At 63.1% G+C, this 25,491-nt stretch carries 21 protein-coding genes; 9 read left to right on the top strand and 12 right to left on the bottom strand.

Going from position 1 to position 25,491, the window contains the following annotated elements; all coding sequences use genetic code 11:
• Nucleotides 1–73 precede the first annotated feature (73 nt).
• Entirely contained in the window at nt 74–1,114 is a 1,041-nt protein-coding gene (locus tag P9250_RS11835; protein WP_250466886.1) for an aldo/keto reductase, read from the top strand.
• A 9-nt stretch (nt 1,115–1,123) separates the two neighbouring features.
• Here P9250_RS11835 and P9250_RS11830 read toward each other — a convergent pair whose 3' ends face one another.
• Nucleotides 1,124–1,990 (bottom strand): glucose 1-dehydrogenase, encoded by an 867-nt coding sequence (locus tag P9250_RS11830; RefSeq protein WP_250493317.1) that lies wholly within the window; start codon nt 1,988–1,990, stop codon nt 1,124–1,126.
• Nucleotides 1,991–2,177: 187 nt separating this feature from the next.
• On the opposite strand from P9250_RS11830, the gene P9250_RS11825 reads away from it, so the two are divergent.
• Nucleotides 2,178–3,359: a 4-hydroxybenzoate 3-monooxygenase gene (locus P9250_RS11825; protein WP_310393151.1), complete on the top strand. Its 1,182-nt coding sequence runs from the start codon at nt 2,178–2,180 to the stop codon at nt 3,357–3,359.
• A gap of 124 nt (nt 3,360–3,483) precedes the next feature.
• Here the strand turns inward: P9250_RS11825 and P9250_RS11820 are convergent, their stop codons facing one another.
• Nucleotides 3,484–5,676, bottom strand: coding sequence for an amylo-alpha-1,6-glucosidase (locus P9250_RS11820; protein WP_250493361.1), 2,193 nt, complete (start codon nt 5,674–5,676; stop codon nt 3,484–3,486).
• Nucleotides 5,677–5,905: 229 nt separating this feature from the next.
• Between P9250_RS11820 and P9250_RS11815 the strand changes: the two genes are divergently transcribed.
• A complete protein-coding gene (locus tag P9250_RS11815) occupies nt 5,906–6,700 on the top strand; it encodes a sulfite exporter TauE/SafE family protein (protein ID WP_310393149.1) in 795 nt (264 codons plus the stop codon).
• 258 nt (nt 6,701–6,958) lie between these two features.
• Nucleotides 6,959–8,656, top strand: a complete 1,698-nt coding sequence (locus tag P9250_RS11810; RefSeq protein ID WP_310393147.1) for an acid phosphatase — start codon at nt 6,959–6,961, stop codon at nt 8,654–8,656.
• A 280-nt stretch (nt 8,657–8,936) separates the two neighbouring features.
• Here the strand turns inward: P9250_RS11810 and P9250_RS11805 are convergent, their stop codons facing one another.
• Nucleotides 8,937–9,332 (bottom strand): RidA family protein, encoded by a 396-nt coding sequence (locus P9250_RS11805; RefSeq protein ID WP_244828295.1) that lies wholly within the window; start codon nt 9,330–9,332, stop codon nt 8,937–8,939.
• Between the two features lie 32 nt (nt 9,333–9,364).
• Nucleotides 9,365–10,264 (bottom strand): LysR substrate-binding domain-containing protein, encoded by a 900-nt coding sequence (locus tag P9250_RS11800; protein WP_250493313.1) that lies wholly within the window; start codon nt 10,262–10,264, stop codon nt 9,365–9,367.
• A 150-nt stretch (nt 10,265–10,414) separates the two neighbouring features.
• Here P9250_RS11800 and P9250_RS11795 point away from each other — a divergent pair, with 150 nt between their 5' ends.
• Nucleotides 10,415–11,311, top strand: coding sequence for an NAD-dependent epimerase/dehydratase family protein (locus P9250_RS11795; protein ID WP_250493312.1), 897 nt, complete (start codon nt 10,415–10,417; stop codon nt 11,309–11,311).
• A 126-nt stretch (nt 11,312–11,437) separates the two neighbouring features.
• On the opposite strand, the gene P9250_RS11790 is transcribed toward P9250_RS11795, so the two are convergent.
• From P9250_RS11790 to P9250_RS11780, 3 genes are all read right to left on the bottom strand, one after another.
• On the bottom strand, nt 11,438–12,535 hold the full coding sequence (locus tag P9250_RS11790; protein WP_250526661.1) for a malate/lactate/ureidoglycolate dehydrogenase: 1,098 nt from the start codon (nt 12,533–12,535) through the stop codon (nt 11,438–11,440).
• A gap of 184 nt (nt 12,536–12,719) precedes the next feature.
• The gene (locus P9250_RS11785) at nt 12,720–14,189 is read right to left on the bottom strand and encodes a M20 family metallopeptidase (RefSeq protein ID WP_244828301.1); all 1,470 of its coding nucleotides are present in this window, start codon (nt 14,187–14,189) and stop codon (nt 12,720–12,722) included.
• Nucleotides 14,190–14,299: 110 nt separating this feature from the next.
• Nucleotides 14,300–17,029: a penicillin acylase family protein gene (locus P9250_RS11780; RefSeq protein WP_310393144.1), complete on the bottom strand. Its 2,730-nt coding sequence runs from the start codon at nt 17,027–17,029 to the stop codon at nt 14,300–14,302.
• A gap of 197 nt (nt 17,030–17,226) precedes the next feature.
• Here P9250_RS11780 and P9250_RS11775 point away from each other — a divergent pair, with 197 nt between their 5' ends.
• Together P9250_RS11775 and P9250_RS11770 are read left to right on the top strand one after the other, a co-directional pair.
• Nucleotides 17,227–17,397 (top strand): oxidoreductase-like domain-containing protein, encoded by a 171-nt coding sequence (locus P9250_RS11775; protein WP_310393142.1) that lies wholly within the window; start codon nt 17,227–17,229, stop codon nt 17,395–17,397.
• A 250-nt stretch (nt 17,398–17,647) separates the two neighbouring features.
• Nucleotides 17,648–18,157 carry a DUF1993 domain-containing protein gene (locus P9250_RS11770; protein WP_310393140.1) on the top strand — a complete coding sequence of 170 codons (510 nt, stop codon included), beginning with the start codon at nt 17,648–17,650 and terminating at the stop codon, nt 18,155–18,157.
• Here the strand turns inward: P9250_RS11770 and P9250_RS11765 are convergent.
• The 3 genes from P9250_RS11765 to mprF all read right to left on the bottom strand — a co-directional run bounded on the left by P9250_RS11765 (nt 18,150) and on the right by mprF (nt 22,653).
• Entirely contained in the window at nt 18,150–18,533 is a 384-nt protein-coding gene (locus P9250_RS11765; RefSeq protein ID WP_310393138.1) for a VOC family protein, read from the bottom strand. The two genes, P9250_RS11770 and P9250_RS11765, sit on opposite strands and share 8 nt — an antisense overlap.
• 227 nt (nt 18,534–18,760) lie before the next feature.
• The gene (locus P9250_RS11760; RefSeq protein ID WP_310393136.1) at nt 18,761–20,059 is read right to left on the bottom strand and encodes an AcvB/VirJ family lysyl-phosphatidylglycerol hydrolase; all 1,299 of its coding nucleotides are present in this window, start codon (nt 20,057–20,059) and stop codon (nt 18,761–18,763) included.
• Nucleotides 20,056–22,653 (bottom strand): bifunctional lysylphosphatidylglycerol flippase/synthetase MprF, encoded by a 2,598-nt coding sequence (gene mprF / locus P9250_RS11755; RefSeq protein ID WP_250509984.1) that lies wholly within the window; start codon nt 22,651–22,653, stop codon nt 20,056–20,058. The genes P9250_RS11760 and mprF overlap by 4 nt, the downstream gene beginning before the upstream one ends.
• A 499-nt stretch (nt 22,654–23,152) precedes the next feature.
• Between mprF and P9250_RS11750 the strand changes: the two genes are divergently transcribed.
• Complete coding sequence (locus P9250_RS11750; RefSeq protein WP_250466865.1) at nt 23,153–23,413, top strand: hypothetical protein; 261 nt, start codon at nt 23,153–23,155, stop codon at nt 23,411–23,413.
• A gap of 15 nt (nt 23,414–23,428) precedes the next feature.
• On the opposite strand, the gene P9250_RS11745 is transcribed toward P9250_RS11750, so the two are convergent.
• Both P9250_RS11745 and P9250_RS11740 read right to left on the bottom strand, forming a co-directional pair.
• Nucleotides 23,429–23,917, bottom strand: coding sequence for a hypothetical protein (locus tag P9250_RS11745; RefSeq protein WP_310393133.1), 489 nt, complete (start codon nt 23,915–23,917; stop codon nt 23,429–23,431).
• A gap of 229 nt (nt 23,918–24,146) precedes the next feature.
• Nucleotides 24,147–24,842 (bottom strand): response regulator transcription factor, encoded by a 696-nt coding sequence (locus tag P9250_RS11740; protein WP_284503325.1) that lies wholly within the window; start codon nt 24,840–24,842, stop codon nt 24,147–24,149.
• A gap of 120 nt (nt 24,843–24,962) precedes the next feature.
• Between P9250_RS11740 and P9250_RS11735 the strand changes: the two genes are divergently transcribed.
• Nucleotides 24,963–25,490: a histidine kinase gene (locus P9250_RS11735; protein ID WP_310393130.1), complete on the top strand. Its 528-nt coding sequence runs from the start codon at nt 24,963–24,965 to the stop codon at nt 25,488–25,490.
• Nucleotide 25,491: the final 1 nt, after the last annotated feature.

Genomic DNA, 25,491 nt, shown 5'->3' with positions numbered 1-25,491 from the left:
GCGACGCGTCGACCGGTCGAAACATCGACACTTCGCGCCTTCCGATCACCGCATCGTTACTCTGGAGCCTTCCATGCGCTACAGGAAATTCGGCAATACCGGCCTATTCGTCTCCGAACTGTGCCTCGGCACCATGACCTTCGGCGGAGGCGGCGGCGGCATCTGGGACAACATCGGTCAGCTTCAGCAGGCGGACGCCGACAAGCTCGTCGGCCGCTCGCTCGACGCGGGCATCAATTTCATCGATACCGCCGATGTCTATGCCGACGGCCAGTCCGAAATCATCACGGGCCAGGCGTTGAAGAATCTCAAGGTGCCGCGCGAGAACGTGGTCGTCGCGACCAAGATTCTGGGCGAGGCGGGAACCAAGAGCGTGAATTCGCGCGGCGCGTCGCGCTTTCATATCATCGATGGCGTGAAGGCCAGTCTCAAGCGGCTGCAACTCGATCACGTCGATCTGTATCAGATTCACGGGTTCGATCCCGCCACGCCAATCGAGGAAACACTGCGCGCGCTCGACAATCTGGTGCAGCACGGCCATGTGCGCTACATCGGCGTGTCGAACTGGGCCGCGTGGCAGATTGCCAAGGCGCTTGGCATTTCGGAGCGTCTGGGCCTGGCGCGTTTCGAGTCGTTGCAGGCGTATTACACGATCGCCGGGCGCGACCTGGAGCGCGAACTCGTCCCGTTGCTTCAAAGCGAGAACGTCGGCTTGATGGTGTGGAGTCCGCTCGCGGGCGGCCTCTTGTCGGGCAAATACACGCGCGAAGGCGGCAAGGAAGAAGGCGGCCGCCGCACGAAGTTCGATTTTCCGCCCGTGAACGTGGACCGCGCGTATGACTGTATCGACGTAATGCGTCGTGTCGCCGAAGCCAAGGGCGTTTCGGTGGCGCAGATCGCGCTTGCATGGTTGTTGCACCAGAAGGTGGTGACGAGCGTGATCGTCGGGGCGAAACGTATCGAGCAACTCGATGACAACATCGCGGCGACCAAGGTAACGCTCAACGCCGACGAGCTCGCCGCGCTCGACGAAGTGAGCCAGCTTCCCGCCGAATATCCCGGCTGGATGCTGACGCGGCAGGGCGAGTATCGTCGCAAGCAGTTGAGCGAGTGACGCGCGGCTTCAAATGATCGGCTTGCCGCCCGTCACCGCGACGGTGGCGCCCGAAATGTAGCTCGCCTCGTCCGAGGCGAGCAGCACGTAAGCGGCGGCCAGTTCGGCAGGCTGGCCGGCGCGTTTCAAGGGCACTTGCGAGCCGAAATTCTTGACCTTCTCGACGGGCATCGTCGAAGGAATCAATGGCGTCCAAATCGGTCCCGGCGCCACGCAATTTGCGCGAATACCACGCTCGGCCAGCAATTGCGCGAGGCCGCCCGTGAAGTTCTGGATCGCCCCCTTCGTACTCGCATACGCAATCAAACCGGGATTTGGCGCGTCCGCATTCACCGACGTCGTGTTGATGATCGCCGCGCCCTCCTTCAGATGCGGTAGCGCCGCCTTGGTGATGCGAAACATCGCGCCGATGTTGGTCGAGTAGGTCTTGTCCCACTCGTCGTCGCTGATGTCTTCGAGGCCGTCGTAGGTCATCTGGTAAGCGGCGTTGTTTACCAGCACTTCGAGATGGCCGAACGTCTCCACCGTCTTCGCGACGAGTTCGCGGCAATGCGCGCGGTCGGTGATGTCGCCGGGCAATAGCAGCGCCTTTTGTCCCGCTTCTTCCACCCAGCGGGCCGTCTCCTTGGCGTCGTCGTGTTCGTCGAGATAAGAGATCGCCACGTCTGCGCCTTCGCGCGCGAATGCAATCGCCACCGCCCGCCCGATGCCGCTATCGCCGCCTGTGATGAGCGCAGTCTTGCCGGCAAGTTTGCCGCTACCTTTGTAACTCTCCTCGCCGTGGTCGGGCTGCGGATCGAGCGGCTTGGTTAATCCGGGACGGCGTTCTTGCTGCTGTTCAGGAAACGGCGGCTTGGGGTAATTCTTCGCGCTCATCTGTTCTCTCCATTCGATTGCGTGCTCGGGATTTACCCTGAGTCAGCAAGGGATGGACCCGTGATCGCGGCATTTTCGGGCCTTTATCTCGAAATGGGATAGGCGCTATGCTCCGTATCGCGTTGCGACATACCGACGCTGCAACGAGACTGTACGCACAACATTTCGACGCAATCACGGAGACATCATGCGTACTCAAGTCGGCATCGTCGGTGCGGGCCCGGCCGGGCTTCTGCTTTCCCATCTTCTGCAGTTGCGCGGCATCGAGTCGGTCGTACTCGAAGCGCGCGGTCAGCAGGACATCGAATCGACCATTCGTGCGGGCGTCCTCGAACAAGGCACGATGGATTTGCTCAATCAGGCGGGAGTCGGCGCGCGCATGCAGGCCGAAGGCGCGTTGCATCACGGTTTCGAACTGGCGTTCGAGGGACAACGGCGCCGTATCGCCTTGACAGAACTGACGGGCCATTCGATCACGGTCTACGCGCAGCATGAAGTCATCAAGGATTTGGTCGCGGCGCGCCTTGCGGCGAACGGCGCGCTCAAGTTCAACGTGTCGAACGTGAGCTTGCACGATTTCGCGAAGAACAGCGACGGCAAGCCGCGCATCGAGTACACGCATGAAGGGCGCGCCGAAACGCTGGAGTGCGATTTCATCATCGGCTGCGATGGCTCGCAGGGCGTCTCGCGCCCGTGCATTCCGGAAGCGGTGCGGCAGGACTATCAGCGGGTGTATCCGTTCGGCTGGTTCGGCATTCTGGTCGAAGCGCCGCCTTCGTCCGACGAACTCATCTACGCGCGCCACGACCGCGGCTTCGCGCTCATCAGCACGCGCTCGCCCGGCGTGCAGCGCATGTATTTCCAGTGCGATCCGAAAGAGTCCGTCGATGCCTGGTCCGACGACCGCATCTGGGCCGAACTGCACGCACGCGTCGATACCCACGATGGCTGGCAGATCACGGAAGGGAAGATTTTTCAGAAGAACATTGTCGGCATGCGCAGCTTCGTATCCACGCCGATGCAGTCAGGCAAGCTCTTCCTCGCCGGCGACGCGGCGCATATCGTGCCGCCGACGGGCGCGAAGGGCTTGAATCTCGCGGTGTCGGACGTGCGGGTGCTCAATGCCGCCCTCGTCGATTTCTATAAGGAAGGCAAAAGCGACAAGCTCGCGCAATATACCGAGACCGCGCTCAAGCGCGTGTGGCGCGCGGAGCATTTCTCGTGGTGGATGACGCGCATGCTGCACAAGCTCGACGATACGTCGCCCTTCGAGCAACGCCTGCAGGTCGCGGAACTGGAGCATGTGACGACTTCGCATGCGGCGGCGACGGCGCTTGCCGAAAACTACGTGGGCAGCGTGGCGGTTTGATTTCCGCGCGTTAAGTTCGAGCGGATGGACGGCGCAGCTTGCGAGGTCATTTCCGAAACCTCGCAAGCACGCGGCAATTCGGCTCACGCGCGCAACGCTTCCCACGCGTTGCGCGTTCCTTCACTCAAAGCACCGCGACGACCCGCGCATCCCCTTCCACCGATGGCACCACTTGGCCGCCCACGCGCCGGAACGTGATCGTCACGTTCTTGTCGCCGAGACGCAGATCGCCGATCTCCAGCCAGTCGATGCCCTCCGGCAACTGCGGCCGGTCGATGCGTATTTCGTCGTTGATCGCGTCCATCGTCACGCCGAGACACGCTTCGAGGACCATGAACGGCGCGCCCGCTGCCCACGCCTGCGGCAGACACGCCACCGGATAAGCGATCGGCCGTTCGCCGCGCTGACGCGTGAAGCCGCAAAACAGCTCGGGCAAACGCATGTCGAACGTGACGGCCGCCTCGAACAAAGCCTGCAGCAGACCGACCGCCGCGCCACGCTCGCCGTAACGCGCAAGGCCACGCGCGCATAACGCCGTATCGTGCGGCCAGACCGAGCCGTTGTGGTACGACATCGGATTGAAACGCGGCTGCCCGGCGGCGAGCGTACGCACGCCCCAGCCGGTGTGGAACAAGGTGGATTCGAGCTGACGCGCGACCTTCTCGCCGCGCTCGCGCTCGACCAGATCGAACGCGAGCAGATGCCCCGCATTCGATGACAACACCCTGCACAAGTCGCCACGCCCGTCGAGCGCTATGCCGTAGAAGTCCATCTCCGGCATCCAGTACATTGCTTCCACGCGCTCGCGGATATGGCGCGCGCGCCGCTCGAACTCGTCCGCACGTTCGTGTTCGCCGCGTTCGCGGCCAAGCCGCGCCATCGTCGAGAATGCCGTCGATGCGTATGCCTGCACTTCCACCAGCGCGATCGGTCCGATGGGAAATTTACCGTCCGCATGGAACACGGAGTCCTGACTATCTTTCCAGCCCTGGTTGGCGAGTCCATGCTCGGACGCGCGCTGATAGTCGAGCAAGCCGTGCGGATTCTTGTCGCAATGACGCGCGACCCAGTCCGCCGCGAGTTGCAACGCGGGCCAGATTTCGTCGATGAGCGCCTGATCGCCGGTGCGTTCCGCATATGCGCCCGCGAGCACGATGAAAAGCGGCGTGCTGTCGACGCCACCGTAATAAAGCGCGAATGGCACCTCGCCGGTCGCGGCCATCTCGCTCTTGCGCGTCTCGTGCATGATCTTGCCGATTTCCGCGTCGCGGAACGCCGAGTCCTCACGCGCCTGATGAGCCGCGAGAAAGCGCAGCACGCCGCGCGCGAGCGTGGGATGCAGCCACAGCATCTGCAACGACGTGATGATCGCGTCACGCCCGAACGCGGTCGAGAACCACGGGATGCCCGCATACGGATACGGGCCGGTTTCGAGATCGGTGGTGAGAAGCCCGAGGTCGGCCAGCGACCGGTCGATCCATTCGCTGAAGAGTGGATTGCTCGAACGCACGCGCGCACTGGCGCGACGCCGGTCTCGCATACGCCGATGCGCCTCGACGAGCGCTTCGCGGATAGCCGGACGGCCCGATTCGGGCGCACACTCGGCGGCTTCGGCGGCGTTGCGCTTGCTCTCTTCGCTGGCGTCGCTGAGCGCGTGTGTCACGGCCGTGACGGAGAGATAGACCGAAATCGCCGTCTCCGATTCGATACGCAGCGCGTAATCGGCGCGCGTTGGTGAGAGCACGTCCGGCGCGGGTGTGAACTGGATGCGCGCGGTGCGTTCCACTTCGTCCAGGCCGATATAGCGCAACACCACCTCGCCATTTTCGACAATGGGCGGCCGCAACGTTCCGCGCTTCTGGCGCTTCGAGCCACGCACCTCGAACATATCGAGAAAGTCCGCGGCGAACGAAATGGAGATCGGCACCGTGGATGGCTCGGTGCCGTAGTTCGTCAGCACGATGCTTTCGTGCAATACGTGCCCGGAAAGCACACGTTTGCGCTCGACGTGGATCACGCCCTCCGGTGTCTGGGCTCCGCCGATGGGCGGCAGCGGCCGGTTGGTCAAGTGCGCGGTGAAGACAGCGTTATCGCTCGATACACTGCCTGAAAGCAGTGACGGCGCGCGTCCACCGAACGTGAGCACCAATTGCGAGAGCACACGCGTATCGTTGACGAACAGGCCGTCGTCGCCGCCGCGGATATCGCCGTTGGCGTCGTAGACGGCGAACGTGTTGCCCGATTTCAGGACGAACTGGCGCTCGCTCGGAATGTTGACGTTCTCGGTCGGAATGAAGGCATCGTCCGCGCCGGGCATAGTCGCTTGCGCCTGTTGCTGCTGCTGTTGCGTCTGGTCCTGCGTCTGATCCTTTGTGTCCATTGCGCCTTCCTGAACTGAAAGTAATGTGTAATCACGACGGCTGGCCAGCTCGACCAGACCGATGTTTTTGCAGGGTGCCCGCCGCTCATGCGCAGCAATCGGGCCGCTCACCGGATATCATCGACGGTTTTTCGACCGGACCGAGCCTGACGGGTTCTCCGCATCCATGGCATTTCCGCATATCGACTTACTTTATTCTGCTTCGGGCCTCGGCGTCGGCTTTCTGGTCGGCCTCACGGGCGTGGGCGGCGGTTCACTGATGACGCCGCTGCTCGTGCTGCTCTTCGGGATTCATCCGGCAACGGCAGTCGGCACCGACCTGCTGTACGCCGCCGCGACCAAGACCGCCGGCACGCTCGTACACGGCTTCAAGGGCTCGGTGGACTGGCGCATCACTGGCCGGCTCGCCGCAGGCAGCGTGCCGGCCGCCGCCATCACGCTGTATTTCCTGCACCGGCACGGCATGACTTCACCCGACACGGGCCGCCTGATCCAGTTGATTCTCGGCGTCGCGCTGCTCATCACGGCCGTGTCGCTCGTGTTTCGGCCGCAGCTCGCGCGACTGGCCTACCGCAAAGGCCAGGGACGAGCGGAACGCCCTGCCCGCACAACCGCTCTGACCGTGCTGACGGGCGCCATCCTCGGCGTGCTCGTTTCGATCACGTCGGTCGGCGCGGGCGCGATCGGCGTGACGGTTCTGCTGCTGCTTTATCCGCGTCTCGCGACGGTACGCATCGTCGGTTCCGATGTGGCGCATGCGGTGCCGCTCACGCTCATTGCCGGCGCCGGGCACTGGATGCTCGGCTCGGTGGACTGGGCGCTTCTGCTCTCGCTCCTGGTCGGCTCGATTCCCGGCATTGCCATTGGCAGCATGCTTTCCTCGAAAGCGCCCGAAACCGTGCTGCGTTACCTGCTTGCCGCGACGCTGATTCTGGTCGGAGCCAAACTCGTGTTCAGTTGATGTTAGTCACGCGGCCCGGCGGTTTCCAGTCGGCCAAGTGACATAGGCGGATACGCAGCCGTTCGCAATCCGCCTTATGCCGTTTGGCCGGGTTTCGCCAAGCGCGCCGATACGGCATCATGCGCTCTCAGTTGGGCCCGCGTCACCGCATTCTTCAGCGGAGAGCGGAAAAGCGTGCGCGCCCTTGGTGCGTGCGGCGTGAAAAGGCGTCGATGCACGGCGCGCGGTGCGTGCGACAAGACCACGAGGAGTCAGGCGATGAACGAGAACGACCATCCGCATCACGAGTTGTCTTCCCTTCCTGAAGCATCGGCGAATGACGCGCCTGTCGATCCGGCGCGGCGCCGCTTGCTCGCGGCCGGCGTCGGACTCGCCGGTTTATCGCTGGGCGGCTGCAATCTTTTCGAACAGAAGCCTGCCACACCAAAAACAGCGGCTGATGTCGCGCTCGACCGCACGCTCACGGCGAACGTGCGGCAGATCGTCGTGATCTACGCGGAAAACCGCAGTTTCACGAATCTGTACGGGAATTTTCCGGGCGTGCAGTATCCGCTGTCGGCGGTGTCGGCGTCGCGCTTCACGCAGCTCGACCGTGATGGCGTCACGCCCATGCCCACACTGCCGAAAATCTGGGGCGGGCTCGTGCCGCAGGCGCAGGAAGTGGATGGCACGCGCTACGCCATCACCGAGCAGCAGATTGCTGGCCTCAAGAACTCGCCTTTCCGGATCATGGACGCGAACGGCGCGCCGCTTCCCAATTCGGTCATTACACGCGACCTCGTGCATCGTTTCTATCAGAACCAGATGCAGATCAACGCGGGCCGCAATAACCAGTTCGCCGCGTGGGGCGACTCGGGTGGCCTCGTCATGGGCCATTACCAGAATTCGCCCGATACGCTCAGGCTCTGGGGCCTCGCGCAGCAATACACGCTATGCGACAACTTCTTCATGTCGGCATTCGGCGGCTCGTGGCTGAACCACATTTTCCTGATCTCGGCGCAAGCACCCTTTTATCCCGATGTGCGCAACACCCCGGCGGCGCGATTGCTCGCCGTCGTGGATGGCGACGATCCGACCACGCCGCGCCTGAAACTGGCGCCGGATTCGCCGAAATCCGCGCTCGAAGGGCCGCCCAAATTCGTTCGCGATGGCGCCCTCACCGCGGACGGCTACGCGGTCAACACGATGTTCCCGCCGTACCAGCCGAGCAACGTGCGTCCCGCGCCCGGCGGCGATAGCTTCACCGCCGATCCTTCGAATCCGCTCGTGCTGCCGCCGCAGACTTACGCGACCATCGGCGACCGGCTTTCGGCCAAGGGCGTCAACTGGGCGTGGTACAGCGGCGCGTGGCAGTACGCGCTCGATCATCGGGACACGGGTTCGGTGCCGGACTTCCAGTATCACCATCAGCCGTTCAACTACTTTCGCAATTTCGCGCCGGGCACGGTTGCACGCGCCCGGCATTTGCGCGATGCGGGTCTCGGCGACGATCCATCCACGAACAAGCTGCTCGCGGACATCGATGCCGGACGCCTGCCTTCCGTCACGTTCTACAAGCCGCAGGGCAATCTCAACATGCACGCGGGCTATGCGGATGTCGCTTCGGGCGACCGGCATATCGCCAATGTCATCGAGCATATTCAGCGCGGACCGCAATGGGCGAACACGGTGATCGTCGTCACGGTCGATGAAAACGGCGGGTGGTGGGATCACGTCTCGCCGCCCAAGGGCGATCGCTGGGGGCCGGGTTCGCGCATTCCGGCACTGGTGATTTCGCCGTACGCGAAAAAGGGATATGTCGATCACACGGTCTACGACACCAACTCGATTCTTCGCTTCATCTCGCGCGTGCACGATCTCGAACCGCTCGATGGCGTGGCGTCGCGAGATCGCGCGTTTGCGGCGAACGGGGAGAAGCCGCTCGGCGATTTGACGGGGGCGCTGGATTTGGCCTGACAACACTCGCGTGCCGACGGCCGGACGGAACTTCGCATCGCGCGAGGGATTACGCGTCCGGTCGAAGCCCTCCGGTATCCGACAAAATATCGGACTCGGCGTAAAGCGCGCGAGGCAGCGAGCCGCCGGGAACTGCGTTGCGCGACGCAAGCCGATGCGCCCGGAGCCGTTCCGGATTCAACAAAATGCCGTAACTCGCGCGGCGACGGCCGACTCGCATTTCAAAGGTCACGCGCGAAACTTAACACCCGTGGAAAGCCGCGATGATCCCAAGCCAAAATCATCGTCCGTCTTCCACCCACGCCCGCGCCGATATCTCGACCAGATATCCATAATGCAACGCGCCTACCGGCACGACGGCGCGCGCCGGCTTCCAGTCGCCGAAGAAGCGCGTGTAAATTTCGTTGAACGTCTTCCAGTGATCGACGCCAACGAGATACACCGTCACCTCGATGCAATCCTCGATGCGCGCGCCCGCCGCTTCCAGCACGGTCCGCAGATTGGCAAGCGTCTGCTCTGCCTGCTCCTCGAACGGCCTGTCCCCGGTATGCGTGCCGTCGGGGCGCATTGGCAACTGGCCCGAAACGCAGACGAGATTGCCCACGCGCGTTGCGTGGCTGTAGTGGCCGGCGGGAACCGGAAGTTCGGGTGCGTTGATGGTCTTGATCGTAGGCATGGTCATGGTCGAGTGATTATCAAAGCTTGATTTCAAAGCGTGAGCCTCGTCGCCAGAAAGTCGAGGAACGCACGCGAGCGCGCGGCCATCGACTCGGTCTGATAGAACACCGCGCTGATCGGTTGACGCACGTCTTCGAGCGCGTCGTCAAGTATCGGACGCAAGCGGCCCGCGCGGATATCGGCGGCGGTCATGAATTCGGCGAGGCACGCAATGCCGCCGCCATCGAGCGCCAACTGCCGAATAGTCTCGCCGCTGGACGCCGATACCGCAGGCCGGATCGTCACGAACGGCGCGCCCGGAATATTGCCCGATGCGCGCAACGGCCAGTCATTGAGGCTTTCGGGTGCGGTGAAGCCGATCAGCCGCGCGCGCATGAGTTCATCGACATCACGCGGCTCGCCGTGTTCGGCAAGATAATCCGGACTCGCCAGAACACGCAGCCGGCTGCTGCCGAGCGAGCGCGCGTGCAAGGTCGAATCCTGCAGGACGCCAATGCGAATCGCGATATCGACGCGCTGCTCCATCAGATCGACGATGCGCTCGTTGCTCGTCAGTTCCAGCGTGATGTCTGGATAAAGCGCGGCGAACGCCTTCACATTCGGCACGATGCAGTGAAGCACGAACGGCGACGCCGCATCCACACGCAGCCGCCCGGCCGGACGCTCGTGCCGGCGCGAGATCGCTTCCTCGGCGTCATCCATCGCGGCGAGGATGGCGCGAGCGCGCGTCAGAAACAGCTCGCCTTCCTCGGTGAGTTGAAGACGGCGCGTCGTGCGGCGCACGAGGGTCGTGTCGAGCTTCTTTTCGAGGCGCGTCAGCGTGCGGCTCACGCCGGATACGGTTTGCTGAAGCGTTTCGGCGGCGGCGGTCATCGAACCACTGTCAATGACGGTCACGAAAACCTGCAGTTCGTCGGTATTGGTCTTCATGCGGGCGCGATGCGGATCGATTGTTGATTTCAAGTCAAGTTTGATTTGAGACTAGCATCGTTTTTGCGAAAGTCGAAACGGAACATACTCTGTGCATCGGTTCAAACGAATTCTCGCAAATCGCATTGCATGGGACCACAGGAGCAAAACATGAAGATTTTCATCACAGGCGCAGGCGGCTTTATCGGCGGTTCGATCGCGGCGGGACTCGCGCGCGACGGTCACACGGTGCGCGGCCTGATCCGCCGAGCCGAGCAGAGCGACGCCTTGAAGCAGGCGGGTATCGAGCCCGTCGTCGGCAGTCTCGACGACGCCGCGCTTCTCACCGCCGAAGCCCGTTCTGCCGATGCAGTCATCAACGCGGCCAGCAGCGATCATCGCGGCGCGGTCGAAACCCTGATCGCCGCGCTCGAAGGCTCCGACAAACCGTTCCTGCACACGAGCGGATCGAGCATTGTCGGCGATGCGTCGGGCGGCGAAGCATCGGACAACATCTACACCGAAGAGAATCTGCCGGAACCGACCGCCGACAAGGCGCCGCGCGTGGCCATCGACAAGCTCGTGCTGGGCGCCGCCAAGCGTGGCGTGCGCTCTGCCGTGCTGTGCAACACGCTGATCTACGGTCACGGCGCCATTCCGAACACCGCAAGCGTGCAACTGCCGCGACTCGAACGTCAGGCGCAGAAGAGCGGCATCGTGCGTCATGTCGGACGCGGGCTGAACATCTGGTCGAACGTGCATATCGACGATGTCGTCGACGCTTATCGACGCGCACTCGACAAGACGCCGGCCGGCACGTTCTATTTCATCGAAAGCGGCGAGGCGCAATATCGCGACATGACCACCGCCATGGCGCGCGCGATGCAATTGCGCGGCCCCGAAGACTGGCCGCTCGAAGATGCCGTCAAGGAATGGGGTTATGAGATGGCCAACTACGGGCTTGGCTCCAACAGCCGCGTCAGAGGCAAGCGCGTGCGCTTCCTGCTGGGCTGGGAGCCGAAGCGGACCTCGGTCATTGACTGGATCGAGAAAGAAATGGTGCGGTGAATGGTGTCGCTTCGGCTCTGAAAGTCGCGCCGTTATTCCGCGACTGAGGCCAGAGGCAATCTGCCATCAAGCAAAACAAAGCGCGAAGGGCAAACTGGCTTGACCAATTTGCCCTTCGGTTTCACGTTACTTCAACGCGCCCGCGAACTTCTCGATTTCCGTCTCCGCCATCCCCGACTTCACAGCCGATTCGCGAATCTGCCGCCACGTAGTCGGGTCGACCGGCACGCCGTTCGAATTGCGCTCGGCGCGGCGCGCTTCCTCCGGTTCGCCAGGCGCGTGAATCGCATCGGTGCCAGCGGCTTTCGGCGAAGCCTTCATCCATTCGAGGAACGCTTCCGCTTCGGCCTCTGCGGCCGGGGCATCGAAGGAGTTCGGGTCGAGAATCACTGAAGTCATGCAATTGATGATCGCGCTCGACTTCTCCAGCGTGCTCTCATGCGTGGTATATCCGCCCGACAGCGCGCCGCCGAAAATCTCGCAGAGCGCGGCAAGCCCCGAGCCCTTGTGCAGACCGAATGCGGTCAGCGAACCGAACGGCTCTTCATGCATCACTTTCGGTTCGAGCGTCGGCACGCCTGCGTGGTCGAGCAACATGCCCGGCGCGACCTGCACGCCCTTGTTGTAGGCGACGCGCGTCTTGCCGTAAGCAATGCCTGCCGTCGCGAAATCCAGCACCAGCGGCTTCTTGCCCTTACGCGGATACGCCGCGCAAAAAGGGTTCGTGCCGAAGCGCCGGTCTATACCGCCGAACGGCGCCACCAGCGGATCGCCCGCTACGTTCACGAAGTGAAACGACACGAGCCCCGCCTTCGCGCATTGCTCCGCCCAGTGTCCGATCCGGCCGATGTGATGCGCGTTGCGCAAGCCGACCGCGCACACGCCGAACTTCTTCGCGCGCTCGATGCCGAATTCCATCGCCTCGTAGGCAACCACTTGACCGAAGCCCTTGCGACCATCGACGGTGATGACGGCGCCCGCATCGCGAACGATTTCAGCATGCGTGTTGAGCTTGAGCTGGCCATCCGCGAGGGAGGACGTATAGCGCGGAATCATGCCGACGCCATGCGAATCATGGCCCGAGAGATTCGACATCACGAGATGGTCCGCCACCAGTTCGGCCTCGCGCGGCGCGCTGCCGGCGCTTTCCCAGATGGCGCGCACATAGGCGTGAAGGGTATCGGCGGCGATGCGCAGTTCGGGGGATTTTTGGGTATCGTTCATCGCGATGTCTGTCTCCTGTATGTGAAGTGCATGGCCCGGCCGCAATGCCGCACGGCGGGCGAGGGCCTATTACTTTACCCATGATCAACTGGCCTTACCAGTTCGTTTTGAAGAATTCGCTGAAAAGGCCCGAAAAAAAGCCCGCGCGAAGCGGGCGATTTCTGATTCCGGAAGACGCGTTGAATCAGGGCGCAGCAGCAATTACTTCCGCCACCGCCGCCGTCAGTTTCCTTGCGTAGGGCACGTGCAGGAATTCGTTCGGCCCGTGCGCGTTGGACTTCGGGCCGAGCACGCCGCACACCATGAACTGCGAGCGCGGAAAGCCTTCCTTCAACGTGTTCATGAGCGGAATGGTGCCGCCCTGCCCCATGTATGCGACATCCGCGCCAAAGTAGCGACGCGATGCATCGTTCAACGACGTCCCCAGCCAGGGCGCAAGCTCGGGCGCGCTCCAGCCAGTGGCCGCGCCGGCTTCAGCCTTGAACGTGACCTTGGCGTTGTAAGGCGGATCGAGTTCCAGCAGCGACTTCAACTGACCGACCGCTTCGGCGGCTTCGACAAGCGGCGGCAGACGCAGCGACAGCTTGAACGCGGTGCGCGGTGCGAGCACGTTGCCGGCGTCGGCGAGTGACGGCAGGCCGGCCGCTCCCGTGACCGTCAGCGACGGACGCCACGTCGAATTGATGAGCGCTTCTTGCGGGTCGGTAGTGGTCGGCAACACACTGCCGCCGTCCTGGCCACAACTCCACGGCAGTTTCTTCCAGACATCGTCGCCGAGAATGCGGGCGGTCGCTTCAGCCTCGCGCAGACGTTGCGCGGGAATCGAACAATGAAAGTCCTTCGGGAGCAGGTTGCCGGTGGCCGCGTCTTCGAGCCGCTCGAACAGTTGCCGCATGATGCGAAAGGTCGATGGCGCGATGCCGCCGTAGCCGCCCGAATGCAGGCCTTCTTCGAGCACCTGGATTTCGAGGTCGCCCGAGACCAGGCCGCGCAGCGAAGTCGTGAGCCACAACTGGTCGTAGTTGCCCGCGCCGGAGTCCAGGCAGATCACGAGGCCGACATCGCCCAGGCGTTCGCGGAGCGCGTCGATATACGGCAGCAAGTCGTAGCTGCCCGATTCCTCGCACGTCTCGATGATGCCGACGCAGCGCGGCCGTTCCACGCCTTGGGCGTCGAGCGCGGCGAGGGCCGTGATGCTGGCGTAGGTCGCGTAGCCGTCGTCCGCACCGCCCCGGCCGTAGAGCCGGCCGTCCTCGAACTTCGGCGTCCACGGGCCGAGATCATTGCGCCAGCCTTCGAATTCAGGCTGCTTGTCCAGGTGGCCATACAGCACGACGGTTTCGGTGCTGCCCGAACGCGTTGCGGGCGCTTCGAAGAAGATCACGGGCGTGCGTTCAGGCAGACGCACGATCTCGACTTTCAGGCCCGTGACGCGCTGCGCCTTCACCCAGTCCACCGCGTCCGTCACTACCCGTTCGATGAAACCGTTCCGCGCCCAGTCCGCGTCGAACATCGGGCTTTTCGCGGGCACCGCGATGTAGTCGGTCAGCGCGGGCACGATCTCATCGTTCCATTTCTGGTCGACGAAACGCTGCAGTTCCGTCGAATCGAGCCGTACCGCTTCTTCGTGTTGCGTATTGTCGCCGTTAGTCATGAGCGTGTGTCCAGGCGGGCAAAACCTTCATCATAGACGGGTTTCGCGGCCCTTTTGCGCCCATGCCTTTGATCGTGCGGCAATCATGCAATTTTTTTCAATATGTATGATCAATAGCGCGTTCCCGTGATTACGGTGCGCGAAACGGCTGGATCGGCTTCGATCGCCTGATCGGTGAACGGAAAGCGCGCCCACTGTTTTGCCGAGAAAAGACGCGTGGCATCGGCCGAGTGCGGCGAAGCGGGATCGTCGGACTCGGAATGCGACAGCAGCGTGTCGGCCTCCACGCCGCCCGGGCCATCGGCCGCGAACGAGACGACTTGTACGTAGCTGTCGCCCTGACCGTTCGCGTCCATCGGATACCCCTTCGCGTCCAGCGGACGCCGCGCGCATACCACCGTAAAGTAGCCCGCTTCGTCGCAACCGCCGTAGAGCGGCACGCGTTCGCCCGCGCGCGTGGTATACAAAATGTCGCCCCGCCGCGAATCGAGCGCGAAACCGTTCAGCCGGAGCGCGAGCGCCGCGCCGCCGAGCGCCTGTCGCAGATCCTGCACGACGGCGGGATTGTCGATGTTGAAGCCGCTCGGCGTATCGAGCGGCTTGTCGGGGCTGAAGGGCGTCGCGTAGAGGCGCTCGGGCGCGAGGCGCGTCACGCGTTGCCAGAACTCGTCCCAGAGGTTCGCGCCGCGTGCATCGATATCCGATGAACCGTTCCAGCTGCGCAGCACTTCGCATGCATCATGCAAAGCGTATTGCGCGTCGTTGCCGTTGCACACGGCATCGAGCAGCGGTTGGCGATACAGTCTCTCCGACATCGAGCCGGTAGCCAGCACCGCGGTTTCCAGCGCGTCTCGCGTGATGCCGCCCGGCTCGCGCTGCAGCCGCGCCGCGAGCAGATGGCCGTAACGCGTGCGCAGCGACTGCTCGTAACGCGTCGCTCCGGCCACGCGCGCAAGGCCCGTGAGCGGCGCGTTCGCGTTGGTGAGCCAGTAGCTGTCGTTGAAGTTGCCGACGTAATCGCCGCGCACGACGCTCGCCATTTGCGCGACCGGCAGCGCGCCCTGCTGCACGCTCGATCCATCCGCGCGCCACGCGCAGGTGCTCTTCGAACCGTCGAGGAACGGCACGCCCGGCATACGGCTCGCGAGCGCGCGGCCGGCGGGCGGCGTGCATGCATCGGCGAGCGCGTCGGGCACGTCGGGGATCGCGCCGATGTCGGCGAACCAGACGCGCGCGTCGTTGCGGCCGATCGCGAGCGTGTTGGCCCACGGCATCGCTGCATAGCGCTTCTGGATCGCCATGAAATCCTCGAGCGAGCGCGCCTGGTTCCACGCGAAGAAATTCTGGAAGGCGCGCGCGTTGTCGGCGTTGACATCGGCGAGCGCATAGGCCCGCTGCGTGTTCCATCCAAGTGCCGGCGAGAGCGCGGACAGGTCCATCACCGGACCGAAGCGCGTTCGATACAGCGTGCGCGTGACGGATTCGATCGTACCATCGGCGCGAAGCGCGCGGACGGTGAGCGGCACGGGCGTCATCGGCTGGCTTCGACCATCGAACATGTAATGCGTGGGATCGGCGGGATCGAGCGTCAACTGGAAGATGCCGAAGCGGCGCGCGCTCGATACGGTATGCGTCCACGCGATGTTCTCGTTGAAGCCGAGCACGATGAGCGGCACGCCGAGAAACGACACGCCGGCCACATTCACGCGTCCGGGGATGGTCAGTTGCGCCTGATAGAAGCGGTCCGGGCCGCGCCAGAACCAGTGCGGATTGCCGAAGAGGATGCTGCGTTGGTCGCTCGTTACCGGCGCGCCGAATGCGAGTGCATTGCTGCCGATGCCGGGGTTTTCGCCGATCGGATAGCGCAGGGCATCGAGCGGGTTGTCGGCGTGGAACGGAGTGCCGAATGCGGGTGCTTGATTGCCGAGGCCGTGATCGTCACCGGCGGAATAGCCTGAAAAATCGGGCGATTTCATGGCATGAAGCGGAGTGCCGGATGCTGCGTCATTGCTCATGCCTGGATCTTCGCCGCTGAGATAGCGCGGCAATATTCGCGAACTGGCGGCAGCAAGCAGAGCGCCCTTGTTCACCGGAGATGGCGTTAGCGCGATTCGCCCGCCGCTTTCATCCAGCGGACCAGCCGATGTACTGCTCGTCGCTGGCGCCGCGTCCGGCGTTGTCTCCCCGCGCGGCGTCGCTCCCGCCTTCGGGGGTTGCGCCGCCGCAATCGCCTGCACGAAGCGCGTCGATCCGCCCGCGAGATTCGCCGCGATCAGCCGACGGTAAATATCGTCCGATGTGATTTTGTCGACCCACGGCTTGCCTTTGCATGCAGCATGCAACTTCGGAAAATTGCCCGCGTTTAAATCTGCGAGATAGCGGTTGTAACCGGAGGCGAAGCCATCGATCAGATCGCGCAGGTCGACGGCTTGCGCCGCGCGATAGCGTTCGACGGTAGCCTGATCGATAACCATGCGGAAGAAGAAGTCGGCATCGAGGTTGCGCGGCTGACCGAACGTCGACATCGATGGCGGACGCGCATCCGCGCCGAACGAGGCCGAGCGCTCGCCGCGATAGGTGACGAAGGCATCGGCGAGCGTGCACAGGTTGTCTTCGGCTTGCGCGTAGCCGAAACCGAAGCCGAGACTGCCCCAATCCGCCGCGCGTACGTGCGGGATACCCGACTCCGTGCGGCGGATCTCCGCGCTATACGCTGTGTTTCCGGCTTGCGTCGATTGCGCGGTTTGCGCTCGCCCCGTATCGGACTGAGGCGCGCTGCAGGCGGCCAGCAACACGCTTAGAAGCGCACCAGAAATCGCATGCCTGACGGTCTGGTTCATCGGGAGAATCCTGTGTCCGATCGACGCGGTTTTTAGAATGCCTCGCGCGAAAGTATCGCATTCGACGTTCGCAGGCCGCCGCCAAAATTTAGACGACCGTGCGCTCCTGGGTGACGGAGCATTTCGCATGCGGCATGCGGCATGCGGCATGCCGCATGCAATGCACAATGACCCGATGAGATTCCCCACAGCGAGAGATGCCCCCTACCGACGACCCGCGCCCTGCGCCCCCCGAACGTCCATTGCCGGAAGACTGCTGCCAAAGCGGCTGCCATCCTTGCGTGTTCGATCTTTATGAAGAAGCGCTGGAGCGTTACGAAGAACGACTTCGGGAGTGGAACGCGAGACAGGGTGAGGCGTCTGGGTGAGAATGCGGTTCTCGCGGCGTGGCATGCCGAATCGCCGTTCATGGAAAGCGTCGCAACCAGTCGCTCGACCTTTCATATCCGCAACGCGACGCACCAAGCCGGCTCGCCGATTCACTTCAGCAGCCCGCACCTCACAGCGCTATGCTTATGCCCCGCCGACATACTCGGCGCGGCGGCCATGATTGAGGCAACTCGAAAACGCCTACCCTAGCCCCACCCGCATCAAAAACCAAAAAAGGAGCGCTCTCCCATGTCACTCTCGATGTATCGCGCGTCGATTCCCGTGTTCATTCGCGGACTCGAAGTCTGCGCCAGCCTGCTGGAAAAAGGCGCCGCCTTCGCCGATGAAAAAGGCCTCACCCACGCCGATGTAATCAACGCGCGTCTCGCCCCCGACATGCTGCCGCTCGCCGCGCAGATTCAGCGCGCAAGCGATACGGCCAAACTTTCCGCCGCGCGTCTTTCAGGCGCGGAAGCTCCGCGTTTCGAAGACAACGAAGACAGCTTTGCCACTTTGCAAGAGCGCATCGCGAAGACCATCGTGTTTCTGAAGAGCATCCAGCAAGAGACACTGGCCGACAGCGAAACGCGCACCGTCACGATGAAGTTTCCCAATTTCGAACCATCGTTTTCGGGCGTCGATTATCTGTTCGGCTTCGGCCTGCCGAATTTCTACTTCCATGTCGTGACGACGCACGACATCCTGCGTCACCTCGGCGCGCCTATCGGCAAGCTGGACTATCTCGGTCCGCTCAAATGAGTTCGGAAATCTCGATCAGGTTGTAGTCCGGATCGCGCACATAGACCGAGCGCAATCTTTGCGTCGCGCCGGTTCGTTCGACCGGACCTTCGATGATCGGCACATTCATCTGCGCGAGCCGTTCGATCACCCGGTCGAGCGGCACGGCGGCGATGAAGCACAGATCGAGCGCGCCCGGCACCGGCAAATGCGCCTTCGGTTCAAATTCGGAACCGCGCACGTGCAGATTGATTTTCTGATTGCCGAAGTGAAACGCGAGACGGTCCGAGCCGAAGCTTTCGAGCTTCATCTGCAGCACATCGACGTAAAAGCGTTTGGTCGCCTCCACGTCGACGCAGGTGAGGACGAGATGGTCGAGATGATCGATGAGAGACATGCCGGACTCCGCGTGTAGGGTCCGGTCATGGTAGACGATGACGCTGAATCGTGAACGACGACGCTCGGGGAACTGGCGCTTGCCTTGCGCCCTGACTCTCGAACCGCACCAACGAACGAACTCGAACGAAGCGCCCGCATTAATCAAGAGCGCAGCCCGCAAACGCAAAAAAGCCGAAACGCGACCCATCGCGCTTCGGCTTTTCAAACCAAACTCGAACGACCCGCCTACCGCGAAGCCGTCTGCGCCTGCTCTCCTCGCGCCGCGATCTGCTTACGCCATCCCGCGAGAATGCGCCGCGCCAAGGCATCGTAGTCGCCGCCGAAATGATGATCGCCTGGCAGCTTCACCACCTCGATCCCCGTCTTCGTCAGCGACGGACACAGCGTATCTTCCTCCTTCTCGCCGTAGATACACTGCACGAGCGCCGGCGGCAGCTTGTTGAGTTCGGGCCGTACCTTGAGCGCCTTGTCGCTTGCCGGCATGCCGAGCCAGCCCGTCACGCGAATCTGAAAATCCGCCGACGGCGAAAAACCCATCAGCGAGACATACGAAACCTGATCGCGTACGTCGTCCGGCAAACGGTTGTAGGCAAACGGCATGACATCCGCGCCGAACGAATAGCCAACCAGCGCCACATGGCTCGTATGCCAGCGCGCGTTGTAAGTGCGAACCACGCGCGCGATATCCGCCGCCGTTTGCTGCGGCGACTTCTCGCTCCAGAAATAGCGCAGCGAATCGATGCCGATCACCGACACGCCATCGCGCTGTAGCGCAAGCGCCATCGTCTTGTCGAGATCGCGCCAGCCGCCATCGCCGGAAATGACGATGGCAAGCAAATCCGTCGGCTGCGCGGCGCGCAACTCGATGAGCGGCAGATCGGACACGTCATGCTCGCCCGCGACTTCCGCCTTCTTCAGATGCGGCGCCGCCATCGCGACGATCGCATCGGATTTGCTGCGGCCCGGCTGCACCGCATCGCGCGCCATGAAGCCCGGCAAACCCTTCGCGTGGATGATGGTCGGGTCGGGTGGACACGGATTAAAGCGCGCGTCGAGTTGAGTATCCGGCGCAAGCGATATCGCGCCCGCAACCGTATTGTCCGGCGCCTGCTTGAGCGCCTGCTCGGCGAGAATCGCGCCTTGGCCCGTGCCCGCGAAAATAGGCGAGTAATAGTGGCTCGCCTGCACCGTGCGTTCGAGCTGATGGCTCATGCTCTCGGCGTCGCCGACGAGGTTGTGGCACTTCTCTTTTTCCGCGGTCAGGCGGGCGGCGTAGCGCGGCGTATCGACGCCGACGACCATCGCGCCTTTCGCGGCGAGCGCATCGGCGGCTTGCTGATCGCTCGCATTCCAGCCGCTTTTCTCGGAGAACAAGACGACGAAGCCGGTCATGTCGCCCGAAGGCTTGGTGAGCGTGACCTGGCCATAAGTGCCACCCGAAATCGTGGATGCCGCGTGAGCCGCGCCCAGCATCGACATGCCGGCAAGCGCCGCCGCAATCAGTTTCTTGCTATTCAAAATCATGAACGCCAGCCTCCCGCCAGAAGCGAGAGGTCCGCCAAAGTGAAAAATACGCCAACCGAACCGGACGCCGCGAGGTAACGCGGTTCCCAGCGCGGCTGGAACTTGCTTTTGAATCCGCGCAGACCGCGGAAGTTGTAGAAGCGCCCGCCAAAACGCCACACGAGGCCCGCCAGCCGATGCCAATGCGATGCCAGCGGCGTCGGCTCCATCCCCGACAGCGGCGCGATACCGAGCGACAGCGACTTGAAGCCCGCTTCCTTCAGATGCAGCGCGAGCTTGGTGAAGAGATATTCCATCGCGTACGGCGAAGCCTCGGCGACATGGCGCATCACGCCGACGGTCGCTTCGGTGTTCATGTCCGTCGTCATGAAGGTGACGAAGGCGACCGGCGCGCCTTGCTGACGCACGAGCAACACGGACTGCGCCGCCAGATAATCCTCGTTGAACGCCGCCACCGAGAAGCTTTTTTCGCGCGCGGAACGGCTGTCGAGCCAGTCGTCGGAGATGGTGCGCAGCATCGGCATGCATTCGGCGACACGCGACGGATCGATCACTTCGGTATCGAAGCCATCACGTTCGCCGCGCTTCAACGCATAACGCAGATGCGACCGATGCGAGCCCTTCAGATCGAATTCCGACAACGCGACGTGCGCTTCCTCGCCGAGCTTCATCAGCGTGAGGCCGGCGTCGAGATAGAGCGGCAAGGCATCGGCGCGCACCTGGTAGAACGCCGCGCGGCCGTTGTGCGAATGCGCGAGCGCGACGAATTGACGGATCAACGCGGCCCACTCGTGGCGCGGCCCGACCGGATCGTGCAGCGCGGCCCACGTGCGGCCGTGTTTCGCGTACATCAGGAAAGCCTGGCGCGACTCGGAGAAGAGGAAGCTCTTGTCGCCCATCATCGCGAGACCGGCGTCGCTGCGCTCCTGCGCGCGGAAGATGCGCGCGGCATCGGCGAGATCTTGCGGCGCGGGTTTCTCGAAACGGCCTGCCGCCGGACGCAGCAGTTGCCACACCGCGAACGCCGACGCGAACACGCCCGCTGCGAGCGTTGCACGCAAGGCGCGAGGCGCGCGGTCGTCGAAAGCGAACTGCCACCAGAGATCGGTGTTGTAGGCGACGTCGCGGAAAGCGAAGAACATGATCCACACGGCAACCGCGATCACCATGCCGATAGAAAACAGCCACGTCGCCGTAAAGCGCTCGGCGAACAGCGACGAGCGGCGGTTGAACCGCTCGCGCGTCGCGACGAGCAGGAGGATCAGGACCGCGAGCACGCCTGCCTCGACGAACGCGAGACCCTTTGCGAGCGACAGCGCCAGATTCGCCACCGCGAGCATGAGCGCGAGCCACCACGCCGCATCGAGACGGCGCATCAGGCCGCGCGCGACGAACAACAGGAGCACGCCGAGCACGCTGCCGAGCAGCTGCGAACTCTCCAGCACCCACAGCGGCAGCACGGTCTGCAAGAACGCAATGCGGATCTTGAAGGCGGGCGTGGCGCCGGAGATGACGAGCATGGAGCCAGCCGCGAAGGTCACGATCGACAGAAAGAGCGGCGCGAGTTGCGAAACGCGGCTCGGACGCAGGAAGCCGAACCGGCCCTTGAGCGCGCGGCCTTCGAACGCGGTCATCACACCGGCGGAGAGGATCAGCGGCAGGCCGAAGTAGATCGCACGATACGCGAGCAACGCGGCGAGCACGTCCGGCGTCCGGGCGCTGCTGCCGAGCGCGAAGACCATCGCCGCTTCGAATACGCCCACGCCGCCCGGCGTATGACCGATCATGCCGAGCAACATGGCCGCCGAAAACACCGTCATAAATTCGCCGAAGCCGACCTGCGCGCCCGGCAACAGCGCCCACAGTGCGAGACCGGCGCCGAACACATCGACGACGGCAAGCGCCGTTTGCGCCAAGAAATCGCGGCGCGACGGCACCGTGAACGCGAGCCACTTCCAGCGCGACTGCAAGGTGCGCGGCGCGCGGCCGCAAAAGACGAGCATCGCGACGAACACGGCGAGCAGCGCGGCGCCGATGATCTGCAGGATCGTCGGCGAAAGATGCATCATGCCGGCAAGCGTGCCCGCCGAGAACAGCATGCCGGCCGCAGCCATGAAGGCGAGCGACAAAGCGAGCGTGACGCCCGTGAAGACGGAAAGGCGGCCAACCTGAGCCGGCGTGACATCGGCCGCGCCGTACACGCGGCAGCGCACGGCGCCACCCGTCAGCGCGCCGAAGCCGGTCACGTTGCCAAGCGCCGATCCCACCGTCGCGCCGACCCACAGAAGCGAACGCGGCACGCTCACGCCAATGTGCCGCAAACCGACGGCGTCGCGTCCCACGAGCGCGGCGAAACTGAGCGCGGTCGCGCAAAGCGCCGCGAGCCATGCCTGCGGCGTCGTCGCTCGCAGCGCGTGCATCACCGACTGATAATTGACCGCGCGCGAAAGATGCTCGAAGACCACGAGCAGCAACACGCCGACGATTACCGTTAGCGCAGGCGCGGCGAGCCGCTGAGGATCGGAAACGATGCCGCTGAAACGAGCGGGCATCGACGTGGCGCGAAGCCGGGAGAACAACTTTCTGCGAGACATGCGTTCTTTGGAACTTGCCCGCGCTCGCGTGGGCAGGGATACTGCCCGGCGCGAGCGCTGATCATCGTTATCGGGAACCGCGCAACCTTGCGCGGTCGCAGCGCTCGTTCGGCTCGTCTACACTTGCCGCCCGTGCTCGCGCCATACAAAAGGCTTCAGAGCGAGAAACGCCTGTATAACGGCGACGGTTGACCCAACTTGACTAATATTGGGACAACCACGGGTAAGAACGTGGAAATCGTAAGCTGGAGCGGTTTTGCAAGCGGCCGACCGTGCTCGAATAGCAAGAACTGGCGGGTTTACGGTTCGTCAGCCTTGCGGTTACGATCGACGGCCACCGCATCGGCACGCCAGTTGCGGCGCACGGGGCGCAGATTAAGCGGATACTGCAGAGAAAGTCATCGGAATTATGAGAAAAATTGTCACAACCTGTGCAGCAACGTGTTTTGCTCTCGTCCTCGCATCCTGCGCAAGCACGGACGACGCCCTCATCAAGACCGTGCCGATCGGTTCCGGCACTTCGCAGCGCGCGCCCTACGACTTCGTGGAATGCGCCAAGGCCAGATGGATGCCGATTGGCGGGCGCGTACGCGAATACTCGCTGAGCGCGGATACCGAAGCGGTTTCGGTGGCGGGAAAAGGCGGTGCATCGACCGTGCTGGCCGTCGCGCAACAATCCGCGGGCGGCACCGGCTACACGATTTACGGGGATATCGCGGTCGCGAGCCGCTATGTGACTGCGGCCCACCTTTGCGACTAAGCAACTAGAAGGCGTTCAAGACGGCTTGCCGTCGCGCAGATTCAAGCCTGCGAGGTGCGTGCCGACGATGCGTCCAATCAGATAGCCATCCGACGCGCACGCGTTCGTGCGCTCCTTGCCGTCCCACTGGATCTTGTACTGATCGTCCTGCGAGTGCACGGCGGATGCATCGAATTTGCGCTTGTCGACGCGGCCACCGCTGCGCGCCGCCTCAGCGATGAGCCGATTCCAGGTGAGCGCGTAGCCGTAGCGCACGCCGTCGGCGAAAGCGTCGGTATCGCAGACTTGCGAGGGCGGCGTGGTCTTCACGGTCGTGTGGAAACCGTTCGTGCCGCCGATCACGATACGCTGCTCGCCCGGCGGGGACGGTGCCACGGGCTTGGCGGCAGCACGCGCCGCCTGTGCTGCCTGAGTCGCGGACGCGGCAGATGCCGCGGCGGCCGCATCGGCATCGGCCTGTTGCGGAAGGGGCGCGCAAGCGCCAAGTGTCAAGGCCAGCGCCATCGCTACCGCGTAAGCTGCGCCGCCGCGCCGGAGTGTGCTGAATCTCGAACCGCTATTCACCTGCAGATTCCCGTCTTGAAATAAACGGGCTCTACCTTAACACCGTCGTCGGATTCGTCCGAATTTTGAGAAGTGGGGACGCGGCGCTTTTGCGACGGATTTTCCTAAACTTAAACGACAACGCGGACGCCCTCTCGGTGCGCCCGCGCAGTATTGGCAGAGAACCGTCTCAGGAAGCCGACGACGTATTGCTCATCGGCATCTCGATTCCTCGCCGCGCCATTTCCACGATGAGGAACGTGCGCCGCGTGACGTGAAAGCGCGCCAGCAAGTCGCTGGAATACTCCTTCGCCGTGTTTTCGCTGATATTCATCTTCCGCGCAATCGCCTTATTCGATAACCCCTGCAGCAGATACCGCAAGGTTTCGGTAAGCCGTGGCGGCAAGTCCAGCGATTCGACGGTAATCCCAGCGTGAGGCGTGACCGGACGCGGACTATGACCGCCCTTGCCGAGTACCGTGTTCGGCAGATAGACGCGGCCGTTCAGGATTGTCTTGAGCGCCTCGCGAAACACGCCCGCGCCCTGTTCGCTACCCTTGGAAATGAATCCGCACGCGCCGTTCTTGATGCACTCGAGCACCGTATCGCGGTCGTCCTGGGCTGAAAGCATGACCGTCTGAATTTCGCGATCTTCCTCGCGGATCCAGTTGAGCAAATCCATACCCGTGGTCTGACCGCGCAAGTGGTAGTCGAGAAACATCAGGTCATACGAGTTGGCCGACAACTTGGCCTTAGCCTGCTCGAAACCGTCCGCTTCGTCGATTTCAAGCAAAGGCTCGTTCGCCAGGATGAGACTTTTCATCGCGCTCCTGGTCAGCCCTTCGTCCTCTACCAGCAATACATTTTTGAAATAACCGTTTTCCATTGCAAAGCTCCGAGAACGGTTCCGATATTACGCGTTCGCTGATTGACTTCCACCCTCCCTTCGCAGGGATACATTCGGCAGTCTCCCAAAATCCCCTGAACCCCCTACCCGTGCCGGGTGTTGGACAAAGCACGGCCGGTCAAAAATGCTCGGCATCGAATCAACCAAGAGATCAACCAAGACCGGGAGGATGAGATGTCAAGCAGTCAAGCCAACAACGAACGGGAGTTCGCGTTGTGGCGAATGAAGCGGGTTCACACGGGCGATGCGCCTCGGCGCGTGCTGGTGGCTCATAAGGATAAATCGATCGGTGAATCGCTCGCCGTACAGCTTCGCCTGAAGGGCCTGCAGGTCATTCTGTCGCAGGATCTCAAGTCGGTGCGCGCGCTCGTGAATAGCTGGAAGCCGCAGGCGCTTATCGTCGATACGAGTCTGGACAGTGAGTCCGGCTACGTTTTTATCCGCACGCTGCGCATGGATGTCGATGTCACCGGGCGGCTGCTCGTCGCCCTCAGCAACGTTTTACCCGCCGATCCGGTCCAGACGCTGAAGGAAGCCGGCTTCGACGCGCATTGCCGCAGACCGTGTTCGACATGGCGCATCGTCGAAATGGTCGAGGCATTTTTCTCCGCGCCGGCCACACGTTGAC

Source organism: Caballeronia sp. LP006, assembly GCF_031450995.1.
Classification (GTDB): Bacteria; Pseudomonadota; Gammaproteobacteria; order Burkholderiales; family Burkholderiaceae; genus Caballeronia.
This window is presented reverse-complemented; position numbering and strand designations above follow the sequence as displayed.

Coding starts and splice junctions, on each gene's coding strand:
- P9250_RS11740 (WP_284503325.1), bottom strand. CDS start 24,842: ATGGAAAACGGTTATTTCAAAAATGTATTGCTGGTAGAGGACGAAGGG.
- P9250_RS11745 (WP_310393133.1), bottom strand. CDS start 23,917: ATGGCGCTGGCCTTGACACTTGGCGCTTGCGCGCCCCTTCCGCAACAG.
- P9250_RS11815 (WP_310393149.1), top strand. CDS start 5,906: ATGGCATTTCCGCATATCGACTTACTTTATTCTGCTTCGGGCCTCGGC.
- P9250_RS11830 (WP_250493317.1), bottom strand. CDS start 1,990: ATGAGCGCGAAGAATTACCCCAAGCCGCCGTTTCCTGAACAGCAGCAA.
- P9250_RS11790 (WP_250526661.1), bottom strand. CDS start 12,535: ATGAACGATACCCAAAAATCCCCCGAACTGCGCATCGCCGCCGATACC.
- P9250_RS11810 (WP_310393147.1), top strand. CDS start 6,959: ATGAACGAGAACGACCATCCGCATCACGAGTTGTCTTCCCTTCCTGAA.
- P9250_RS11805 (WP_244828295.1), bottom strand. CDS start 9,332: ATGCCTACGATCAAGACCATCAACGCACCCGAACTTCCGGTTCCCGCC.
- P9250_RS11835 (WP_250466886.1), top strand. CDS start 74: ATGCGCTACAGGAAATTCGGCAATACCGGCCTATTCGTCTCCGAACTG.
- P9250_RS11770 (WP_310393140.1), top strand. CDS start 17,648: ATGTCACTCTCGATGTATCGCGCGTCGATTCCCGTGTTCATTCGCGGA.
- P9250_RS11765 (WP_310393138.1), bottom strand. CDS start 18,533: ATGTCTCTCATCGATCATCTCGACCATCTCGTCCTCACCTGCGTCGAC.
- P9250_RS11780 (WP_310393144.1), bottom strand. CDS start 17,029: ATGAACCAGACCGTCAGGCATGCGATTTCTGGTGCGCTTCTAAGCGTG.
- P9250_RS11785 (WP_244828301.1), bottom strand. CDS start 14,189: ATGACTAACGGCGACAATACGCAACACGAAGAAGCGGTACGGCTCGAT.
- P9250_RS11800 (WP_250493313.1), bottom strand. CDS start 10,264: ATGAAGACCAATACCGACGAACTGCAGGTTTTCGTGACCGTCATTGAC.
- P9250_RS11825 (WP_310393151.1), top strand. CDS start 2,178: ATGCGTACTCAAGTCGGCATCGTCGGTGCGGGCCCGGCCGGGCTTCTG.
- P9250_RS11795 (WP_250493312.1), top strand. CDS start 10,415: ATGAAGATTTTCATCACAGGCGCAGGCGGCTTTATCGGCGGTTCGATC.
- mprF (WP_250509984.1), bottom strand. CDS start 22,653: ATGTCTCGCAGAAAGTTGTTCTCCCGGCTTCGCGCCACGTCGATGCCC.
- P9250_RS11820 (WP_250493361.1), bottom strand. CDS start 5,676: ATGCCCGGCGCGGACGATGCCTTCATTCCGACCGAGAACGTCAACATT.
- P9250_RS11775 (WP_310393142.1), top strand. CDS start 17,227: ATGCCCCCTACCGACGACCCGCGCCCTGCGCCCCCCGAACGTCCATTG.
- P9250_RS11760 (WP_310393136.1), bottom strand. CDS start 20,059: ATGATTTTGAATAGCAAGAAACTGATTGCGGCGGCGCTTGCCGGCATG.